The organism is Mycobacterium sp. IDUB_17 (assembly GCF_055419465.1).
Genome location: NZ_JBVAXS010000007.1, coordinates 268,484 through 288,775 on the forward strand (window position 1 = coordinate 268,484; position 20,292 = coordinate 288,775).

General features: G+C 66.8%; 19 protein-coding genes. 8 read left to right on the forward strand and 11 right to left on the reverse strand.

Annotated elements, in window-relative coordinates; all coding sequences use genetic code 11:
* Window positions 1-63 precede the first annotated feature (63 nt).
* On the forward strand, window positions 64-897 hold the full coding sequence (locus ACZYZ7_RS27055) for a class I SAM-dependent methyltransferase (protein ID WP_450069936.1): 834 nt from the start codon (window positions 64-66) through the stop codon (window positions 895-897).
* A gap of 17 nt (window positions 898-914) precedes the next feature.
* Here ACZYZ7_RS27055 and ACZYZ7_RS27060 read toward each other — a convergent pair whose 3' ends face one another.
* Entirely contained in the window at window positions 915-4,076 is a 3,162-nt protein-coding gene (locus ACZYZ7_RS27060; RefSeq protein WP_463742204.1) for a bifunctional cytochrome P450/NADPH--P450 reductase, read from the reverse strand.
* Between the two features lie 45 nt (window positions 4,077-4,121).
* The gene (locus tag ACZYZ7_RS27065; protein WP_463742205.1) at window positions 4,122-5,630 is read right to left on the reverse strand and encodes a flavin-containing monooxygenase; all 1,509 of its coding nucleotides are present in this window, start codon (window positions 5,628-5,630) and stop codon (window positions 4,122-4,124) included.
* Between the two features lie 100 nt (window positions 5,631-5,730).
* On the opposite strand from ACZYZ7_RS27065, the gene ACZYZ7_RS27070 reads away from it, so the two are divergent.
* Window positions 5,731-6,960, forward strand: a complete 1,230-nt coding sequence (locus ACZYZ7_RS27070) for an Rv1453 family transcriptional regulator (RefSeq protein ID WP_463742206.1) — start codon at window positions 5,731-5,733, stop codon at window positions 6,958-6,960.
* A gap of 5 nt (window positions 6,961-6,965) precedes the next feature.
* Here the strand turns inward: ACZYZ7_RS27070 and ACZYZ7_RS27075 are convergent, their stop codons facing one another.
* Window positions 6,966-7,331 (reverse strand): GntR family transcriptional regulator, encoded by a 366-nt coding sequence (locus tag ACZYZ7_RS27075; protein WP_463742253.1) that lies wholly within the window; start codon window positions 7,329-7,331, stop codon window positions 6,966-6,968.
* Between the two features lie 36 nt (window positions 7,332-7,367).
* Between ACZYZ7_RS27075 and ACZYZ7_RS27080 the strand changes: the two genes are divergently transcribed.
* A complete protein-coding gene (locus tag ACZYZ7_RS27080) occupies window positions 7,368-8,093 on the forward strand; it encodes an NAD-dependent deacylase (RefSeq protein ID WP_450069940.1) in 726 nt (241 codons plus the stop codon).
* Here the strand turns inward: ACZYZ7_RS27080 and ACZYZ7_RS27085 are convergent.
* The 3 genes from ACZYZ7_RS27085 to ACZYZ7_RS27095 are packed head-to-tail and all read right to left on the reverse strand — an operon-like array spanning window position 8,080 to window position 11,748.
* A complete protein-coding gene (locus ACZYZ7_RS27085; RefSeq protein WP_450069941.1) occupies window positions 8,080-8,715 on the reverse strand; it encodes a class I SAM-dependent methyltransferase in 636 nt (211 codons plus the stop codon). The two genes, ACZYZ7_RS27080 and ACZYZ7_RS27085, sit on opposite strands and share 14 nt — an antisense overlap.
* Window positions 8,712-9,413: a TetR/AcrR family transcriptional regulator gene (locus ACZYZ7_RS27090; protein WP_450069942.1), complete on the reverse strand. Its 702-nt coding sequence runs from the start codon at window positions 9,411-9,413 to the stop codon at window positions 8,712-8,714. The genes ACZYZ7_RS27085 and ACZYZ7_RS27090 overlap by 4 nt, the downstream gene beginning before the upstream one ends.
* Before the next feature lie 4 nt (window positions 9,414-9,417).
* Complete coding sequence (locus tag ACZYZ7_RS27095) at window positions 9,418-11,748, reverse strand: MMPL family transporter (protein ID WP_463742207.1); 2,331 nt, start codon at window positions 11,746-11,748, stop codon at window positions 9,418-9,420.
* Window positions 11,749-11,905: 157 nt separating this feature from the next.
* Here ACZYZ7_RS27095 and ACZYZ7_RS27100 point away from each other — a divergent pair, with 157 nt between their 5' ends.
* Entirely contained in the window at window positions 11,906-12,442 is a 537-nt protein-coding gene (locus ACZYZ7_RS27100) for a DoxX family protein (protein ID WP_135457443.1), read from the forward strand.
* A gap of 175 nt (window positions 12,443-12,617) precedes the next feature.
* On the forward strand, window positions 12,618-12,749 hold the full coding sequence (locus ACZYZ7_RS27105) for a hypothetical protein (RefSeq protein ID WP_088305117.1): 132 nt from the start codon (window positions 12,618-12,620) through the stop codon (window positions 12,747-12,749).
* Between the two features lie 79 nt (window positions 12,750-12,828).
* Here the strand turns inward: ACZYZ7_RS27105 and ACZYZ7_RS27110 are convergent, their stop codons facing one another.
* The 3 genes from ACZYZ7_RS27110 to ACZYZ7_RS27120 form a co-directional block, all read right to left on the reverse strand.
* Window positions 12,829-13,842 (reverse strand): NAD(P)H-dependent flavin oxidoreductase, encoded by a 1,014-nt coding sequence (locus ACZYZ7_RS27110; protein WP_463742208.1) that lies wholly within the window; start codon window positions 13,840-13,842, stop codon window positions 12,829-12,831.
* A 43-nt stretch (window positions 13,843-13,885) separates the two neighbouring features.
* Window positions 13,886-14,641 (reverse strand): 3-hydroxyacyl-CoA dehydrogenase, encoded by a 756-nt coding sequence (locus ACZYZ7_RS27115; protein ID WP_450069944.1) that lies wholly within the window; start codon window positions 14,639-14,641, stop codon window positions 13,886-13,888.
* Window positions 14,642-14,705: 64 nt separating this feature from the next.
* Window positions 14,706-15,791 (reverse strand): CaiB/BaiF CoA transferase family protein, encoded by a 1,086-nt coding sequence (locus ACZYZ7_RS27120; RefSeq protein WP_450069945.1) that lies wholly within the window; start codon window positions 15,789-15,791, stop codon window positions 14,706-14,708.
* Between the two features lie 134 nt (window positions 15,792-15,925).
* Between ACZYZ7_RS27120 and ACZYZ7_RS27125 the strand changes: the two genes are divergently transcribed.
* The gene (locus ACZYZ7_RS27125) at window positions 15,926-16,729 is read left to right on the forward strand and encodes an enoyl-CoA hydratase (protein ID WP_450069946.1); all 804 of its coding nucleotides are present in this window, start codon (window positions 15,926-15,928) and stop codon (window positions 16,727-16,729) included.
* Between the two features lie 77 nt (window positions 16,730-16,806).
* Window positions 16,807-18,087, forward strand: coding sequence for a tetracycline efflux MFS transporter Tet(V) (tet(V), locus tag ACZYZ7_RS27130; RefSeq protein ID WP_450070161.1), 1,281 nt, complete (start codon window positions 16,807-16,809; stop codon window positions 18,085-18,087).
* Here tet(V) and ACZYZ7_RS27135 read toward each other — a convergent pair.
* Window positions 18,084-18,671: a TetR/AcrR family transcriptional regulator gene (locus tag ACZYZ7_RS27135; protein ID WP_450069947.1), complete on the reverse strand. Its 588-nt coding sequence runs from the start codon at window positions 18,669-18,671 to the stop codon at window positions 18,084-18,086. The genes tet(V) and ACZYZ7_RS27135 overlap by 4 nt on opposite strands.
* A 77-nt stretch (window positions 18,672-18,748) precedes the next feature.
* On the opposite strand from ACZYZ7_RS27135, the gene ACZYZ7_RS27140 reads away from it, so the two are divergent.
* Window positions 18,749-19,786 (forward strand): aldo/keto reductase, encoded by a 1,038-nt coding sequence (locus ACZYZ7_RS27140; protein WP_450069948.1) that lies wholly within the window; start codon window positions 18,749-18,751, stop codon window positions 19,784-19,786.
* Here the strand turns inward: ACZYZ7_RS27140 and ACZYZ7_RS27145 are convergent.
* A complete protein-coding gene (locus tag ACZYZ7_RS27145) occupies window positions 19,758-20,279 on the reverse strand; it encodes a gamma carbonic anhydrase family protein (RefSeq protein ID WP_450069949.1) in 522 nt (173 codons plus the stop codon). The genes ACZYZ7_RS27140 and ACZYZ7_RS27145 overlap by 29 nt on opposite strands.
* Window positions 20,280-20,292 lie beyond the last annotated feature (13 nt).

The window sequence follows — 20,292 nt, forward strand, 5'->3', positions numbered from 1 at the left end:
CGGATGAACAGCGGTTTTCGACCTCATGCCATCATGCGCTCGGGCTTCGGTACATTCGTGCCAATGACGGGTACCTCACGCAAGGTGAGCGGTAACGCACTCACCGGCGTCTCCGAGACCGCACTGATGACCCTGCAGGTGCGCGCTCACGAAGCGCGCCGCCCCGACGGTCTGATCGACGATCCCATGGCGGTGCAACTGGTCGACTCGATCGATTTCGACTTCGCCAAGTTCGGCTACACCCGCCGCCAGGACATGGCCCTGCGGTCGTTGCTGTTCGACCGGACCACCGGCCACTACCTGCGCGACCATCCGCGGGCCACCGTGGTGGCGCTGGCCGAAGGACTGCAGACCAGCTTCTACCGGCTCGACGCTGCCGACCTCGGACATGAGTTCCGTTGGTTGTCAGTCGATCTGGAACCGATGATCGAGCTTCGCAACAAACTGCTGCCGAAGCCCGACCGGGTCACCCAGTGCGCGCAGTCGGCACTGGACTTCAGCTGGATGGACCATGTCGACACCGGCGACGGTGTCTTCATCACCGCCGAGGGACTGCTGATGTACCTGCAGCCCGAGGAGGCCATGTCGTTGATCCGTGCCTGCGCTCAACGCTTTCCGGGCGGACAGATGATCTTCGATCTGCCGCCGGCGTCCTTCGCGTTCCTGACCCGCAGAGGGATGCGGACCTCGATGCGCTATCGGGTGCCGCCCATGCCGTTCAGCCTGTCCCCCACGCAGCTGGCCGACCTGGTCAACACCGTCCCCGGGGTGCGCGCAGTGCGCGACCTGCCGATGCCGCCGGGCCGCGGCAGGGTGTTCAACGCCCTGTTGCAGGCGCAGCACCTGCCGATCTTCGACCCGGTCCGCCCGGTGGTGGGACTGCTGGAGTTCGGTTGAACCACCGGATCAGGCGACTATTGGGCCCACACGTCCTCGACATAGCGATCTGAACTCACCAGGCCGGTAAGCCAGTGCGCGGCAGCGTCGTCGTCGGCCCCGGTGTAGCGGCGGTAGATGTCGCGGAAGGCGCCGCGCACTGCGGGAGCCATCCGGGCTCCGTCGCCACACACGTACACGTGGCCGTCCATGCCCGGGTCGCCCAGTATCGCCCAGACCTCGTCGGCGTCGGCAGTGATGCGATCCTGCACGTACCGGATCTCGTCTTGGGGCCGCCGCGAGAAGGCCGGGCGCATCCGCACCACGCCCGCACGTTCAGCCGCCTCGAATTCATCGCGGAAAAGGTAGTCGACATCCGGGTGACGCACGCCGAAGAAGCACAATGCCGATGTGAACGGGGCGCCCGCGGCCTGCGCCGCCAGCCGGTCCCCGATGAATCCCCGGAACGGCGCGACACCGGTACCGGCGCCGACCAGGATGACGTTCTTCGCCGGCTCGGCACCGGCGCGGAACGCCTGCCGTGCGGTGTCGACGCGCATCCGGATCTGTTGTCCCGGTACGGCATCGGCGAGATAGCTCGACGACACCCCGCGGAAGACGCCGTATCCGGAGCGGGCCGGTCCCTCCAGGACGCTGACCACCAGTTCGACCTCGCGCGGCGATCGGCGCGCCGAGGAGGCGATGGAGTAGTGCCGGGGCGCCATCGGCTCGAACAACTCCAGCAGTTCGGCGCGTGACAGCTCGGTCGCCGCGTACTCGGCCAGGCATTCGGTGACGCTCAGGGCACGGGTCTCGGGTTGCTCGGCCAGTTCGGTCAAAGCCGCACGCTCCGGTGGACACGGGTTGGCCGCCGCCAGCCGCAGCAGCTGACTGCGGCTGGCCGGCTTGCGGAGCTCGATGAAATGGGTCAGCAGTTCGCGCACGCTGACTTCACGGTCGATGGCGATGGCACGCCGGGTGCTGCGCCGCGGATTCACCGAGATCCGGCGGTCGAGACGCAGCTCCAACAGTTCGGCGACCTCGTCGATGACCTCGGGGCTGTTGTCGGGCAGGACCGTGACGTGATCACCAGTCTGGTATACGAGGTCATCGGGAAGCGCTATCCGGATGAGCCGCTTGGCATTTCCCATCTGTTCGTCGGAGTCGACGAGGGCCACGTTGTCCAGCACGGTGGCCGGCTGCACCTCGAAACGTGCATCGATGGCCGACGTCACCGGCCCGTCGATGGCGCGCAGCTCGTACAGGGATTCGCCGGCGGTACTGTCGGCCGGGGCCTGCACGCCGTCGGTGGGGGCCAGGGCGTCCCACAAGGCCGCGGAGAAATCTTCGACGGTCCCGGCGAAGTCTCCCGACGTATCGGCTTCCCCGCGTGGAATCACCGGTGGGCCAACAAGTTCCGAGAGACGCTGGTCAAGACGCTTGGGGATGGTCTGGTAGGTCTCGGCCCAGTTCCGGTCTCCGACGCCGAGTATGGCGTACGGGATGGCCGGCTGCGATGGTGTGCCCGGGTCGTCCAGCCATTCGACGAAATGCCGCGCATCGTCGGTGGGTTGCCCGTTGTAGGACGCGGCGATCACCACCAGCGCCCCCTCAGTGGGCAGTGCCCCTGCGGCCGTGTCGAGGGCCGCCACGGTGGTCTGATAGCCCAGGTCGGTGGCCTCGTCGGCCAGCTGCTGTGCCAGCGCCCGGCAATTGCCCAGGTTCGAGCCGTGCAGCACAGTCACTTTCGAACCCGGTGCCGCCAATGCACGCGGCCGTGCCGCCGACGCCGCCTCCGGGGTCGCCGCCGCGGTGTGCCGGCGCTCCGGCGGTGTCCGGCGCACCAGGTCGAGGTGGAATCCGACCGGCTTGCGCAGCAGATCGCTGTGCGTACGGAGTTGGTAGTGCTCAACGTCGAGGAACCGGTACCGGTGCACCAGGGTGGCCAGCGCCATCGTCGCCTCGTGCAAGGCGAACTGACGGCCGATGCAGGACCGGGCGCCGGTGCCGAACGGTTTGAACAGGTTGGCCGGCCGCCCGGCAGCCTGCTCGACCCCGAACCGGTCCGGGTCGAAGATGTCGACGTTGTCACCCCATTCGGGCTGCCGGTGCAGGGCCGACGTCGTCACCGTGACGACCTCACCCTTGCGTACCGGGTATTTGCCTCCGATGACGGTGTCCGCCAATGCCATTCGATCGAACTCGCGGACCGGCGGAGACAGGCGCAGCGTTTCGTCGATGATCTGGCGGACGTAGGTGAGCTTGCCGATCTCGTCGAATGCGGGCACATGGTCGTCGGCCGGTCCGAACACGGTGTCCACCTCGAGGCACGCCCGGTGCAGCACCGCGGGGTTCTTGACGATGCTGTACAGCGCGGTCGGCATCAGGGTCGAGGTGGTGTCCTGCCCGGCGATCAGGAAGGTCAGGATCTGGTTGCGAATGCTGTCGTGGCCCAGACGGGGCGTGCCGTCGGCACCGGGCTCAAGCATCAGCGCGAGCAGGTCGTCCAGATCGACCGCACCCGCGCGGTGACCGGCGATCAACTCGTCGATGAAGGCGTAGAGGTTGTCACGTTCGGCGGCGAAGACCGCCCGGTCACCACCGCCGGGGGCCAGGATCTGCTCCAGCGCGGCCGCGAAGCTGGCCGGGATGTCGGCCAGTCCGTCGTGGTGATACGAGTCGAACCGCGCACCGAATCCGGCCAGACCCACGGTGTCCATGGCCAGCTTCGCCAGGTCCCCCGCGACGTCGACCAACCGCGGCCCGACCGCTCCGGCGGTTTCATCCCACAACGCGATGAGCTGGCGGTTGATGTCGAGCATGGCCGGGTGGTAGCTGCGCAGCCCGCTGAAGCTGAACCCGGGCATCAGGACGTCATGGGCCTGCTGCCAACCGTCTTCGCCGGGGTACGACGTGAACAGGCCGTTGCCGACCAGGGTCCGGAAGCGGTCCAGCCGGACCGTGATGCCCTTGGCGAAGCGCGCCTCGTCGCACAGTTCGTCGACCAACGACAAGGAACACGCATAGAGCCGCCGGCTGCCGGTGAAATCGGCGTAGAACAGGGGCCCGTACTGTTCGGCGAGCACGTCCGCAGGTAGCGCGTAGGGCCGGCCGGCAACCGGCCCCGGTGGCAGTTCCAGGCCCACCGCCGAGGGGACATCGTCGATGTCCGGTGGTAGCGCCGGTGAGAACGTCTCCATGGCGCGAGCTTAGCCACGCGAGATGAGCTGTCCCTGGGAATCAATTCAGAGAACGGGCTGAGGCGCCCGGTCTGAATTCTCAGCCGTGCGCCGCGTCCCGAACCGCAGAGCCGAGTCGTCGACGGGACCGTTACGCAGCGTCTCGGCGTCCAGCGTGTAGTTCATCGTCATCTGCCACGGTCCGTCGGCGCCCTGGCGGGGAATCTCGTCCAGCGAACGCTGCACGTATCCGGCGCCGAATTCCAGGAGCGGGCGGGTCCGGCCCCCGGCGAACTCCGGGCGGACGGTGTCAAAACCGTTGTCGTCCATGTGCTTCAGCAGCCGGCAGAAGTGCTCGCACAGCAGTCCGACCTTGAGCGTCCAGGACGAGTTCGTGTAGCCGAAGGCGAAGGCGAAGTTCGGCACACCCGAGAGCATGATGCCCTTGTATGCCACGGTGTCGGCGAGGTCCACCGGTTCGCCGTCTACAGTCAACGACATCCCGCCGAACAGCTGGATGTTGAGACCCGTTGCGGTGACGATGATGTCGGCATCGAGCTCACGACCGGACTCCAGCAGGATGCCGTTCTCGGTGAACGTCGCGATGCGGTCTGTGACCACCGATGCGCTGCCGTTGCTGATGGCCTTGAACAGGTCGCCGTCGGGCACCGCGCACAGCCGCTGGTCCCACGGGTTGTAGCGGGGGCTGAAGTGCTCGTCCACCGGATACCCGTCGGGCAGCTTGGCGGCGTTGACCCACCGGATCACGGCCCGGGCGGCCTTCGGGTACTTCTGGCACAGGGTGTAGACGGTGCGCTGTTTGATGATGTTCTTACGCCGGGCCAGGGCGTAGCCGCGGTGATCGCCGAACAGCCGCCTGGCGGTGTTGGCGAAGCTGTCCTTGGCCGGGACGGGAAGCACGTAGGTGGGCGAGCGCTGCAGCATCGTCACGTGCCCGGCTGTCGGCGCCATCGACGGTACGAGGGTCACCGCGGTGGCACCGCTGCCGATCACGACGACCTTCTTGCCGGTGTAGTCCAGATCCTCTGGCCAGTGCTGGGGGTGCACGATGCGCCCGGTGAACCGGTCCTGCCCCTCGAAGTGCGGGGTGTAGCCCTGGTCGTAGCGGTAGTACCCACCACCGCAGAACAGCCAGCTCGCCGAAATCTGCACCAGTTCCGGATCGGACCCGTCATCGTCGGTCCGCTCCACGTCCACGGTCCAGGTGGCCTGCGCTGAATCCCAGGCCGCGCCGAGCACCTTGTGGTGGAACCGGATGTGGCGGTCGATGCCGTTCTCCGAGACCGTCTCACGCAGGTAGGCCAGGATCTTGTCGGCAGTGGCGATGGCATGCTCGTCACGCCACGGCTTGAACTCGTATCCGAAAGTGTGCAGGTCGGAGTCCGACCGAATTCCCGGATAGCGGAACAGGTCCCAGGTGCCGCCGGTGGCGCCGCGGGCCTCCAGGATCGTGTAGCTGCGCCCCGGATGTTCGCGCTGAAGGTAGTAGGCAGCACCGATGCCGGAAATACCGGCGCCGATGATGAGTACGTCGACGTGTTCGGTGTGGTTCATGTCTCAATGGTCGCGGCCGACCGCGTGTCCCCCAAGGTCGGAAGTGCCAAACATCACCCATACCATGGTGCACTTTGCACCACCGCTCTACGCTGGGGTGATGGCGTGGCAGCCACCGTCACCACGGGTGCAGGACCTGATCCGGCAATGCGCACAGATCGTGCTCAATCCCCGCCCGGACTGGCTCGACGAATTCGACTCCGCCGTCCTGGCGGCCAGTCCGACCGTCGCGTCCGACCCCGAGCTCGCCGCCGCAGTCGTCCGCAGCAACCACGCCAACCTGTTCTTCTGGGGCTCGGCGAATGTGCGCGATCCGGGCGCCCCGGTACCGCCGAACACCGGACCGGAGCCGCTGAGCATCGCACGGGAACTGGTGCGCCGCGGCGTCAACGAGTTTCCCCTCGATGCATACCGGGTCGGTGAGGGCGTTGCGTGGCGTCGCCTCATGGAGATCGCCTTCGAGCTCACGTCCGACCCCGCCGAACTGCACGAGATGCTGGACGTGTGTTCGCAGTCCATCAGCTCGTTCGTCGACGCCACACTGGCCGGGATCGCCACCCAGATCGACCTGGAACGCGACGACCTGACCCGCGGCACCCACGCCGAGCGGCGCGAGACGGTCGCGCTCCTGCTCGAGGGCGCCCCGATCCCCCGGCAGCGCGCCGAGGCACGCCTGGGCCACGCGCTGACCGGAACCCACACCGCGGCCGTGATCTGGAGCGAAGACTCGGCGGGCGACCTGTCCGGATTGGACCGCGCCGCCGATGCATTCGGCCAGGACTGCGGCGATCCGCGGCCGTTGAGCGTGCTGGCCAGCACCGCCACCCGATGGGTGTGGGCGGCGGGTAACGCCGACATCCAGCACGACTTCCAGGCGCTGACCCGCGCCGCCGCAGAGCTGGACGGCGTCCGGATCGCCATCGGCCCGGCCGCCGACGGCCTGGATGGCTTCCGGCGCAGCCATTTCGATGCGATCACCACGCAGCAGATGATGGCCCGGCTGCACTCCACGCAACAGATTGCGCGGTTCAGCGACGTCGAGCTGGTCGCGCTGATCACCGCCGACCCCGACCGGACCGCCGAGTTCGTCAGCCACAACCTGGGCGCATTCGAGACCGCCGATACCGAATTACGGGAAACAGTAAGGATATTCGTCAACGAACAGTGCAATGCCAGCCGCGCCGCGGCGCGGCTGTACCTGCATCGCAATACGCTGCTGCGCCGACTGGCCCGCGCTGACGAGCTCCTGCCCCGTCCACTGGCCGAGAACAGCGTCGCAGTCGCCGTCGCACTGGATGTGGTGCGGTGGCACGGCAACCGGACCGGGTGAGCCGATCAATCGAATGCGGTATCCAGATAACGCAGGGCGTCGGCCTTGCCGATCCCAAGCGCGCGGGCGGCCTCGGCGAACGAGTGCGCAGCAGCGGCCATCGCGGCATCGGCCGGATCCGCACGTGCGACGAATGTGCCGTACCGCCCGCGGGTCTCCAAGAGACCAGCCGACTCCAGCTCGCGATAGGCCCTGGCCACGGTGTTCACCGCCAGCCCGACCTTCCCCGCCAGTTCGCGCACCGTTGGCAGCCGGGTACCCGGCTGCAGCCGCCCCTGCCTGATTCCATCAATGATCTGGATCCGAAGTTGATCGAACAGCGGCTTATCCGCGCTCGAATCAACCAGCACCCAATCCCCCAACTCACCCACATGCCCAGTATCACCCAAACCGACTACGTTGGTGATGTGCAAGTGACTGTGCTGTCCGGTGCCGGAATCTCGGCGGAAAGCGGTGTGCCGACGTTCCGCGACGTCGAGACGGGCCTGTGGGCACAGGTGGACCCATATGAGATTTCCAGCATCGAAGGCTGGCAGCGGCATCCCGAGAAGGTCTGGGCCTGGTATCTGTGGCGCCACTACATGATGGCCCACGTGCAACCCAATGACGGACATCTGGCCGTGGCCGCCTGGCAGGACTTCGCCGACGTACACGTCATCACCCAGAATGTCGACAACCTGCACGAGCGCGCCGGTAGCACCAACGTCTACCACCTGCACGGCAACCTGTTCGAGTTCCGTTGCGATGCTTGCGGTTCGAGGTTCGAGGGTGACCTTCCCGCGATGCCGGAGCCGGTCGAGACGATCGAACCCCCGGTGTGCCCGTGCGGCGGCCTGATTCGGCCGAGTGTCGTGTGGTTCGGCGAGCCGTTGCCCGACGACGCCTGGCAGCGGTCGGTACAGGCGGTCGGCAATGCCGATGTGGTGATCGTGGTGGGCACCAGTTCGGTCGTCTATCCCGCGGCAGGTCTGCCCGAGGCCGCCATCGCCGCGGGCACCGTTGTGGTCGAGATCAACCCCGAGCGCACCCCGCTGTCCGACGGCGCGACGATCTCACTGCGCGAGACCGCGGCGGGTTCCCTGCCGAACCTGCTGCAGCGGTTGCCCAAGCTGCTGGGCTCTAGGCAGGCCTGACCGCACGGCCGATGGCGAACTCCGTCACCGGTAGCGGCACCCAGACCGGCATCGCCAATTCACGGTGCGCCACCGCGACCTCGAATCCGCTGCCGGCGATGGCCTGCTCGGTGTGCCGATGGGTATGGCAGTTTCCGAACAACCGCGGCCACACCGTGGCATCGGCCACGCGCTGCATCCCGGCCCGCCATCCATTGCCCGCGACATGCTCCAGATAACGAAGTTCGCCGCCCGGACGAAGCAGCGAAAACAGCTGGCGGAGAACAGTATCCGGTTGATCGATGGAGCACAGCACCAATGAGCAGACGACGGCGTCGAACGGTTCGGCGCTGCTGAACTTCTCGGCGGTGTCGCTGGTTACGGTCACCGGGACCGGGGCGTTGGCCGCCGCGCTGCGGGCCACCACCGCAAGGTGACGTTCGGGCTCGATGGCGACCACCTCGGTCACCGTCGAGGGATAGAAGGCAAAGTTGGTCCCGGTTCCCGCTCCGATCTCCAGGACCCGGCCACTGAGCCCGGCGAGGTTCTCGCCCCGCAGCCGCCGTAGCGCCTTCGGCTCCGAACTCGACAACGTCTTCCACACCCGGGCGAAGAAAGGATTGTCCACGGTCCTGTCAGTCACGGTCGTCCTCCATCGGCGTAGTCACTGGCAAATCCCTTCAGCCGGGCGATGGTCTCGGCGGGCTCGAGGTCGGTTCCGATCATCCCCGAGACGATCTGGCCGGTGCACACCGCCCGCAGCACGCGGTCGGTGAACTCCTCGACATCTCCCCACGGCAGATACGGTTTGGAGATGAGAACGGCGGCCACGCCGTGCGCCGCGGTCCACAATTCCAGCGCCAGCATCGTGGCGTCGCCGGGCGGGTACACACCCTCGGCGATCAGCGCTTCCATCGCAGCGCGCATGTGCTGAAAGGCCGAGCTGTTGAGTGTGGTGTCGACGTCGCTGCCGGGTCTGCCCTCACCCATCGTCGCCAGCCGGTACAACTCCGGCGTGCGCCTGGCGAAGTTCACATATGCGTGGCCCTGGGCATGCAGCACCTCGATCGTGGAGGAATGATCTGCAGCCGCCCGCTGCATCTCCTCATCGAGCTTCTCGAAGTACCGTGAGCACACCGCGTCCAGCAGTGTGTCCTTGTCGGCGAAATGCAGGTAGATCGAGGGCGGAGTGACCCCGACCCGCTGGGCCACCGACCGGATCGACACCGCCTTGGCGTGACCCGTCTCCAACAACAATTCGGTTGTGGCATCAAGGATCTGGTCACGAAGCAACTCACCGGAACCCCGCGGGGCGCGGCGCCTCTTACGAGGTTGGATCATCACGCTAGCCGGCGTCCGTCATACCTGCGCCGGCCCGGTCCCGCTTGTCCTCGCCCGGTGGAACCTCACCGGGCGCGTTAGGGTCCAGCTCGGCGGGACCCGACTCACTGATCCCGAATCGCTTGTGCAGCCGGGCCAACGGCGCAGGCGCCCACCAGTTCCACTGCCCCACCAGGTGCATGAACGCCGGCACCAACAACATTCGTACCAACGTGGCGTCGACCAGCACCGCAATGGTCAGGCCGAGGCCGAACATCCGCATGAAGGCCACCTGCGCGGCGATCAGCGCGGCGAACGAGATCGACATCAACAGCGCGGCGGCGGTCACCACCCGGCCGGTGCGGGCCAGGCCGAGCGCGACGCTCTCGTCGTTCCGCTCGCGCGGGGACATCTCGGTGCCGTCGGGGCGGGTATGACCTGGCGCCAGCCAGAACTCGCGGATCCGCGAGACCAGGAACACCTCGTAGTCCATGGACAGCCCGAACGCGATGCAGAACAACAACACCGGCAGATTGGCGACCAAGGTGCCCGTCGACGTGGTGCCCAGCGCGCCCAGGTGGCCATCCTGGAATATCCACACCAGCGCACCGAACGCCGCCGACAGCGACAACACGTTGAGCACCAACGCTTTCAGCGGAAGCACCACGCTGCCGGTGAGCAGGAACAGCAGCACGAATGTGATCGCGGCGATGATGCCGAGCACCATCGGCAGGCGCGAGGTGATCGCCTGCGAGCTGTCACGGTTGACCTGTGCGATACCGGTGAACTTCACCTGGGCCGGCGCGGGCACCGCGTGCAGGGCGTCGAGCTGGGCCTCGGAGGCGTCGCTGAACAGCGGTACGTCGCTTCCGACGGTCAGATACGCACTGCCGTCGGCTATTCCGGTGCCCGAGGTCGGTGGCCCGACCCGGCGGCCGTCGACGAACGTGCCCCCCGGCGCGGACACCGAGACCCCGTCGGCGGCCCGCGACAGATCGCCTGCGTAGCGGTCGATCGCGACGGGCGGCAGGCCGGTCACGTCGGGAAGCACCACAGTGACGGCGGTCGAGGAGTCAACGGCGAAATCATGGCGCAGCTCGTCGCCGACCTGGCGGGCCGACGCCGAGGACGGCAGCACGCGGTCGTCGGGGAAACCCCACTTGATCCCGAGGAAGGGTGCGCCCAGCATGAGCAGCAGCGCGATGACCGCGAGTCCGATCGGGACCGAGCGACGCATGACGCGCTTGGTCGTGCGGTACCAGAAAGTCTGCTCGACGGGCTTGGGCTCGGGCTCGGGCCGGCCCAGGATCTGGCGGATGAAGCGGCGCACGTCGTAGGCGTCCAGACGATCACCCAGCAGCGCAATGGCAGCCGGGGCCACCACGATGGCCGCGAATGCCGCCAGCGCCACGACCGCGATGCCCGCGTAGGCGAACGACTTGAGGAAGTACATCGGGAACAGCACCATCGCCACCATCGACAGCGCCACCGTCATCGCCGAGAACAGCACGGTGCGTCCGGCCGTGACCATGGTGCGCACCAGTGCACGGTCCGGGTCGACGCCGTCGGCCAGTTCCTCGCGGTAGCGGCTGACGATCAACAGGGTGTAGTCGATGGCCAGTGCCAGCCCCATCGCCACGGTGAGGTTGAGCGCGAAGATCGAGACGTCGGTGACCATCGTGAACCCGCGCAGCACTGCCAGGGATCCGAGGATCGCGAAACCGCCGACCGCGAGCGGCAATGCGGCGGCGAGCAATCCGCCGAACACCCACACCAGCACGAGGAAGCTCAGCGGGATGGCGATGGATTCCATCATCAAGAGGTCTTTTTCGCTCTGCCCGTTGATCTGGACGTAGATCATCGCCTCGCCGCCGGCCCGTACGGTCACGCCTTTGCGGTCGTGAACCAGTTGAGCGGTGAGTTCCTTGGCGTGTTTCTGCGCGCCGCTCTCCCCGCCGGTGATTCCGGCCAGGATGAGCCCGGTCTTACCGTCCTTACTGATCAACGTGGCTGCCGCGGGTGGCGGCAAGGTCCAGGCGGAGCTGACCTCGGTCACGTACGGCGATGCCTTGAGCCGGCCGGCGATCTCGGTTCCCGCGGCCAGGGCGGCCGTACCGTTCGCCCCGGCGTTCTCATCGGTCACGCTGATGAGCAACTGCATGTCGCCCCGGGCGAATTTGTCCGAGAGCAGCTGGGTGGCCTGTGCTGATTCCGACGTCGGATCCTGAAACCCGCCGGCCGACAAGCTGTTGGCCACCGGAATGCCGAAGATCCCCGCGGCCACCATGGCCAGTACGGCCACCGCGAGGACACGTCGTGGTGCGGCGATGGCCAGATGGGCGATTCGATGCAGCACAGTGCGTCCTTCCCCGATGGATATCGCCGTTAAGTTAACAGTGATAAGTTTCCGGCGTCAACGTGGTTCTCGCTCTACACACGGACGGCGGCACCGAAGGGTTCACCCGGCGGGCGCGCTGCGATGAGTTCGGGCGATTCAATGCGTCTAATAAGGCATGACCAACACCACCGACGCCGAAACTGCGACCACACGCATGACCGATACCGGGTTGCTCATCCTGCGCATCGCCATCGGCGCAACGATGCTGCAAGCCGGCCTGATCAAGGCTTTCGACTTCGGCACCGCCGTGGGTTTCATGGAATCCAGCGGTTGGCGGCTACCCGCGTTCGGGGCGTTCATGGTGACCGCGGCCGAAACCCTCGGCGGCATCGGTCTGCTCCTCGGCGTCCTCACCCCACTGGCTGCGTGCGCGGTGATCGGCGCGATGGTCGACGCCTGGGCCGTGAACGTGTCAACCGACGCCTTCTGGTCCCAGCCGTTCAACGTTCCGTTCCTGGCCGCATTCGCCGCCGCGGCGCTGCTGTTCACCGGCGCCGGCGCGTTCTCGGTCGACGACCGCGTCTTCGGCCGCTCCCGGATGTCGGCCGGGGCCGCGGTGGGCCTCCTGGTGATCGGCGTCGCAGCCGCCGCGGTGACTTGGATCGCGCTGAACGGCACCAACCCCATTCACGTCACAAAGCCGGCCGCCTGAGACGCCAGCGTGGGCCTTGTGCACGGAATTTCCGCCGAATCTGTGCACGAGGCCCACGTTCGTGGCCACGGGTGATCTGGGCTACTCGCCAGAAACCTACCCAAAAGTAGGATTGCCACCATTTTCCGAACCGTGACTCAAAGATTCCTTAATAGTGACCCATACGCTCAGTGTCATGTGGATCGACGACACCAGTGCAGATGTCATCAAGGTCGACTTCGAGGCTCTCTACCACGGCGATTTCCTCGTCGAGGGTGACACCTCGGAGCAGTTTGACGACTACCAGGAACTGCCCACCGCAGTATGAGAAAACGCGCGCCTCGCGGCGCGCGTTTCCCCATCTTGAGTTTGCCGTAGGTTGCCCCTTCACGGGCCACAGTCCTCGCTCAGGCGAGGACTGCTTCTTTCTCAGGCTCGGCTTCGTCCGCGCCGATCATGTTCAGCAGACGCCCGCTGATCAGCAGTTCGGCCTCTGACACCATCCGCGAGACGAGTTCGCCGCAGGTGGGGATGTCGTTGATCAGGCCCATCGAGGTTCCGACCGACCAGATGCCTGCGTCGAGATCACCGATCTCATAGACCTTCACGCCGCGTTTGCCGGCCACCAGATCCTTGACGTCCTCGAACTGGCCGCCGTCCTTGAGGATCTGCACCACCTCACGTGAGACCGTGTTACTCGCGACTCGGGCGGTGTTACCGAGGCTGCGGAAGATCAGCTCGGTGTCGAGCTCGGTGCCCGCCACGATCGCTTCCTTGACCTTGTGATGGATCGCCGATTCCACGGTGCACATGAACCGCGAGCCCATGTTGATGCCGTCGGCGCCCAGCGCCAGCGCGGCCACCAGACCACGCGCATCGGCGAAACCGCCCGACGCGATCATCGGGATGTCGATCTTGGCCGATGCGGCCGGGATGAGCACCAGGCCCGGGATGTCGTCCTCGCCGGGGTGACCGGCGCACTCGAACCCGTCGATGCTGATGCCGTCCACACCCAGGCTCTGCGCCTTGACGGCGTGGCGCACCGAGGTGCACTTGTGCAGCACCTTGATGCCGTTGTCGTGGAACATCGGCAGGTGTGGCGCCGGGTTGGAGCCCGCGGTCTCCACGATCTTGATCCCGGAGTCGACGATCACCTGGCGGTACTCGTCATATGGCGGCGGGTTGATCGTCGGCAGGATCGTCAGGTTCACACCGAACGGCTTGTCGGTGCGGTCACGACACCGCTCGATCTCGCGGGCCAGATCCGCCGGGGTCGGCTGGGTCAGCGCGGTGATGAAACCCAATGCACCCGCATTCGCCACGGCCGCAACGAGTTCGGCGCGGCCGACCCACTGCATGCCACCCTGCACGATGGGATGCTCGATCCCGAACGTCTCGGTGAACTTCGTCTTCAATGCCATAAACGGACCTACTTCCTGTGCTTTCTACTCTTCGCGCAAGCGCTCATCGGGGTGCCATGCGGATCGCGCCGTCGAGGCGGATCACCTCGCCGTTGAGCATCGGGTTCTCGATGATGTGCACGGCCAGGGCGCCGTACTCATCGGGATCGCCCAGCCGGGCCGGGTGCGGCACCTGCTGGCCCAGCGACTTCTGCGCCTCCTCGGGCAGCGAACCCAGCAGCGGGGTCTTGAACAGACCCGGCGCGATGGTGCACACCCGGATCAGCTCACGCGAAAGATCCCGCGCGATCGGCAGGGTCATGCCGACCACACCGCCCTTGGACGCCGAGTAGGCGGCCTGCCCGATCTGACCGTCGAACGCCGCCACCGAGGCGGTGTTGATGATGACCCCGCGCTCTTCGTTCTTCAGCGGTTCGGTCCTGGCGATGCGCTCAGCGCTCAGCCGGATCACGTTGAACGTGCCGATCAGGTTGACCTCGACCACCTTGCGGAACCCGTCCAGCGGGAACGCACCGTTCTTGGACAGGGTCTTGATCGCATTGCCGATGCCGGCGCAGTTGACGTTGATGCGCACCGGGCCAAGCGATTCCGCGACGTCGAGCGCCTCGGACACACCCGCCTCATCGGTGACATCGGCGCCGACGAACCTTGCCCGATCCCCCAGTTCGGCCACCACCTCTTCACCCTTGAGGTCGATCACCACCACCTGAGCACCCGCGTCCAGCAGGCGCTTGGTGGTGGCCAGCCCCAGGCCGGAAGCGCCGCCGGTGACGACGGCTACCGCGTCTTTGATCTCCACTTACCGCATTCCTTTCCGGCCGGCATGCCGCCGACCCATTGATGTGGTTGAACCGAAACGTGAACTAAACCCAGTCCCGCAGAACGGCTTCGGTGTCGGCGCCGCGCGGGCCCGGCGGGGTCGGCACCGCCGGGACGCTGCGGGAGAACCGCGGTGCCGGCATCGGTTGCAGGTTGCCGCCTTCGTCGAAGAACGTGTTGCGCTCGGCGATGTGCGGTTCGGTGAGGACCTCGGCGAAGGACAGCACCGGGGCCGCGCACGCGTCGGTCCCCGCGAACACCTCGGCCCAGTGATCACGGTCGTGCGCGGCGAAGGCCTTGGTGAACGCCTCGCGCAGCTCGGGCCAGCGGGCCATGTCGTTCTGGTCCGGAAGATCAGCATCGTCCAGTCCCAGACCCTTGAGCAGCTCGGCATAGAACTGCGGCTCGATAGCCCCGATCGACATGTAGCGGCCGTCGGAGGTCTCGTAGGTGTCGTAGTACGGAGCGCCGGTGTCGAGCATGTTGGTGCCGCGCTCGTCTGACCAGAGACCCTGGCTACGGAAGCTCCACATCATCTGCATCAGCACCGACGAGCCATCGATCATCGCCGCGTCGATCACCTGCCCCTTGCCCGAGGTCTGCCGCTCGAACAGCGCCGAGAGGATGCCGACGAGCAGGAACATCGAGCCGCCACCGAAATCACCGGCGAGGTTCAGCGGCGGCACCGGCCGCTCGCCCTTGCGCCCGACTGCGTGCAGCAGGCCGTTGAGGGAGATGTAGTTGATGTCGTGGCCGGCCTGCAGGGCCCGCGGGCCTTCCTGGCCCCAGCCCGTCATGCGGGCGTAGATCAGCCGTTCGTTGACCTTGGCGCAATCGTCAGGCCCCAGACCCAGCCGCTCGGTGACGCCGGGACGGAAACCCTCGACCAGCACGTCGGCCTTCTCGATGAGCTTGAGCACCAGCGCGCGGCCCTCGTCGCTCTTCATGTCCGCGGCCACCGATCGGCGGTTTCGCAACATGGTGTCAGCGCTGGGCGTGCCTGCGCCCTTGCCCGGCCGTTCGATGCGCACGACGTCGGCACCCAGATCGCCGAGAATCATCGCCGCGTGCGGGCCCGGGCCGATACCGGCCAACTCCACAACGCGCAAACCTTGCAGTGGTCCTGCCATGCTCTTCCGCCCTTCGCGTGTTAGGCCTTGGTTGACCGGTGACATAGCTTACTTGTATAACCTTCTCGACTGGCATGGCCATAGCCGGCCCCGCCCGGACCGGGCCACTGGCCCTTCAGACCTAAGGTGCATAGATGACCGCGACCCGCGAGTACCCCGACGTCAAAGACGTGACCGTGTCCCTCGAGGGCGGCGTGCTGTCGGTGACGCTGAACCGGCCCGACAGCCTCAATTCGCTGACCCAGGACATGCTCGTGGCGATCGCCGATGCCATGGAACTCGCCGCCACCGACGCGGGAGTGCGCGTGGTTCGCCTCGGCGGCGCGGGCCGCGGGTTCAGCTCGGGCGCCGGCATCAGCGAGGAAGACCAGAACGCCAAGAGCCACGACGCCGAAGGCGTGCTCGACGCCGCCAACCGCGCCGTCGCATCCATCGTGGCGCTGCCCAAGCCGGTCGTGGCCGTGGTGCAGGGACCCGCCGCAGGCGTCGGGGTGTCACTGGCACTGGCGTCCGACGTCGTGCTGGCCTCGGAGGCGGCCTTCTTCCTGCTGGCCTTCACCAAGATCGGGTTGATGCCCGACGGCGGTGCATCGGCGCTCGTCGCCGCGAACATCGGCCGGATCCGGGCCATGCGACTGGCGCTGCTGGCCGACCGCCTCACCGCCGCCGACGCCTACGACTGGGGTCTGATCAGCGCCGTGTACCCGGCCGACGAGTTCGACGCCGCGGTGGACAAGGTCATCGCCAAGCTGCGTTCAGGTCCGGCGGTGGCCCTGCGCGAGACCAAGCAGGCCGTCAACGCGGCCACTCTCACCGAGCTCGAGGGTGCCTTCGCCCGCGAGCGCCAGGGCCAGCTGCAGCTGCTGGTGTCCGACGATTTCCGCGAGGGCACCAAGGCCTTCCAGCAGAACCGACGCCCGGAGTTCACCCAGCAATAAGCGTCCACCGGGGCGCACGCCGGCGAAAATCGTTGGACTCAACCCACTCCGAGTGGGCACCATCGAATGTTGTGAGCATGCCGCACGACATCCAGACGCCGGTTGATCAGACCGGCGGCTGGCGTGTGCTCGCACCCTTCCGCATCCGCGAATACCGGTTGCTGATCGCCGCGGTCACGTTGTCGATCTTCGCCGAGGGCATGTGGTCGGTGGTAATGGCGTTGCAGGTCATCGCGATCGATAACAATCCGACCTCGCTGTCGCTGGTGGCCACCTGCATGGGTGTCGGCCTGGTGGCCTTCGTTCTCATCGGCGGGATCACCGCCGACCGGATCAACCAGCGCACGATCATCATCGCGGTGGAGACGGTCAATCTGGTGACGGTCACGACCGTCGCGGCGCTGGGCCTGCTCGATCTGCTCAAGATCTGGCATCTGGCCGTCGCCGCAGGCCTTCTCGGTATTGCCGCGGCATTCTTCTTCCCGGCCTACAGCGCGCTGTTGCCCCGCATCCTGCCGCCCGAACAACTGTTGGCGGCCAACGGCGTCGAGGGCGTGGTGCGCCCTGTCTTCCAGCGCTCGGTCGGCCCGGCGGTGGCAGGCATGGTGATCGCCGCGACCTTCCCGTCGCTGGGCGCGGTCGTGGTGGCGGCGTTGTTCGGTGCGGGCCTGACGCTGCTGGTCGCCACCCGCCCCACCGTGGATTCGGTTGCGGCACAGGACGATGGCGAGCGCCCGCACGTATTACGCGATCTGCGTGAAGGTTTCGCGTTCATGGTGCGCACACCGTGGCTGCTGGCGACACTGTTGTTCGCGAGCATGTTCGTGCTCGTCATCCTCGGGCCGATCGAGGTGCTGCTGCCGTTCATCGCCCAGGACCGGTTCGCCGACGGAGCCCGGGCCTACGGATTCATCCTGGCGTTCTTCGGATTCGGCAGCGCGCTGGGAGCGTTGACGGTGTCCTCACGCCGGATGCCGAGGCGCTACCTGACCACGATGATGCTGATGTGGGGGGTGGGTTCGGTCCCCCTGGTGATCGTCGGCGTCACCTCGTCGTTCCCGTTGATGGCAGCGGCCACGTTCTGCATCGGCGTCACCGACGGGGCCGCGATGGTCATCTGGGGAACGCTGCTACAGCGCCGAGTGCCGACGGAGATGTTGGGCCGGGTGTCGAGCCTGGACTTCTTCGTGTCGCTGGCGTTCATGCCGCTCTCGTTCGCGATCGTCGGCCCGTTGTCGAAAGTGGTCTCGATGGAGTCCATCTTCCTGGTGGCCGGGCTGCTGCCCGCAGTGCTGGCCGCGGTGGCCGTGACAGCGGCACGGATGCCGCGCGACGAGCTGGCGCACCCGCTGCGCTAGGTGAACACCCCCGCCACGGCAGCGGCGATCGCGGCGTCGACCGCACGATGCGCGTCGACGACCGTGAGAGTCCTCGTACTGGTGAGGAATTGGTAATAGAGCGGGGCGGAGACCTGCCGGATGACCGCGGCGGCATCGGTCCCGGCAGGCACCTCGCCCCGCTCCACCGCGTCGGTCACACACCCGGCCCACTCGGCGATCCGCCGGTCGTAGAACACCTGCAGCGCCGCCGCAGTGCGTTGGTCGCACGTCGCCGCGGCGATGGCGGCCTTGAACAACCTGCCTTGGCGGACATCGTTGAGGGTGCGACGTACCAGTGTCGCGTTGGCCCGGAGATCGCCGCGCAGTGAACCGGTGTCGGTCCGTGGCACCGACTGTTCGGCCATGTCGGCCAAGAGGTCTGCCACCAACGCCGGCACCGAACCCCAACGCCGGTACACCGTCGACTTGCCGACGCCGGCCCGTTCGGCGACCGCCGTCAGCTCCAGACCCTCCAGCCCGGCCTCGATGAGTAGGTCGGCCGTCGCGCGCAGCACCGCAGCGCGGACGGCCGCGGTGCGCCCGCCCGGGCGTTCGGCTGCCATTCGGCTCATCTTATTAGGAATATTATCCCGTTAGTTGCGTTTCCTTATCGAGAAGACAATCTCGTTAAGGAGTGGGAATGGAATATCGCAGGGTTGGCGACTCTGAGCTCGTGGTCTCCGAACTGAGCTTCGGCGCAGCGACTTTCGGCGGAACAGGAGAGTTCTTCGGCGCCTGGGGCGACACCGGAGTCGACCAGGCGCGGGCGATGGTCGACCTGAGCCTGGAGGCCGGCATCAATTTGTTCGACACCGCGGACGTGTACTCGGACGGCGCCTCGGAAGAGGTACTCGGCGCAGCGCTACGCGGGCGCCGCGACAGCGTACTGATCTCCACGAAGGCCGCGCTGCCGACCGCCCCCGACGACTGGGGAACGTCGCGGGCACGGCTGCTGCGGGCCGTCGATTCCGCGCTGACACGTCTGCAGACCGACCGCATCGATCTGTTCCAGTTGCACGCGTACGACGCATTCACCCCGATCGATGAGGTACAGCAGGCCCTCGACACACTGGTCGATCAGGGCAAGGTGCGCTACACCGGAGTGTCGAACTTCTCCGGCTGGCAGCTGATGAAGTCCCTGAGCCTCGCCGAAAAGCACCATCGCCCAAGGTATATCGCACACCAGGTGTACTACTCACTGATCGGGCGCGATTACGAATGGGAGCTCATGCCGTTGGCGATGGCCGAAGGGGTCGGCGCATTGGTGTGGAGCCCCTTGGGCTGGGGCCGGCTGACCGGGAAGGTCCGGCGCGGCCGGCCCCTGCCGGAACGCAGCCGACTGCACGCGACCGCCGACGCGGGGCCACCGGTCGACGACGAACTTCTCTACGGTGTCGTCGACGAACTCGACGCGATCGCCGAAGAGACCGGCAGAACCGTGCCACAGGTAGCGCTCAACTGGCTGCTGCGCAGACCCACGGTGTCGTCGGTCATCATCGGGGCCCGTGACGAGCGGCAGTTACGCGACAACCTCGGAGCGGTCGGGTGGGCACTGGATGCCGGCCAGATTGCGCGACTGGACGCCGCAAGCACCCGCGACGCGCCGTATCCCTACTTCCCGTACTTCCGCCAGGACGGGTTCGCGCAGCTCAATCCGCCTCTCGGTGCAACCCGGTGAGGTGCGTGTAGGCCGTGGCGTTGAGCTGGTTGTGGCCGACCTCGTCGTCGTTGAGTTCTCGGCGCACCTTGGCGGGCACACCGGCGACCAGCGAGCGCGGCGGCACCACCATGCCCTGGGGCACCACCGCACCGGCGGCGACCAGTGAGCCGGCGCCGATCACCGCGCCGTTGAGCACCACCGCACCCATCCCGACCAGGCTGTCCTGCTCGACGGTGCAGCCGTGCAGCACCACGTTGTGACCCACCGTCACCCCCGTGGCGATCCGGCACGGGAAACCCGGGTCGACGTGGACGGTCACCCCGTCCTGGATGTTGCTGCCCTCACCGACCTCGATGGGCTCGACCTCGGCGCGCAGCGTGGCGCCGTACCAGACGCTGGCACCGGCGGCCAGCGAAACCTGGCCGATCACACTGGCATTGGGCGCAACCCAGGCGTCCGGGTCGATCTGCGGGGTATGACCGGCGACGGAGACGATCAGCGGCTCTGGCATGCCGGTCATGGTA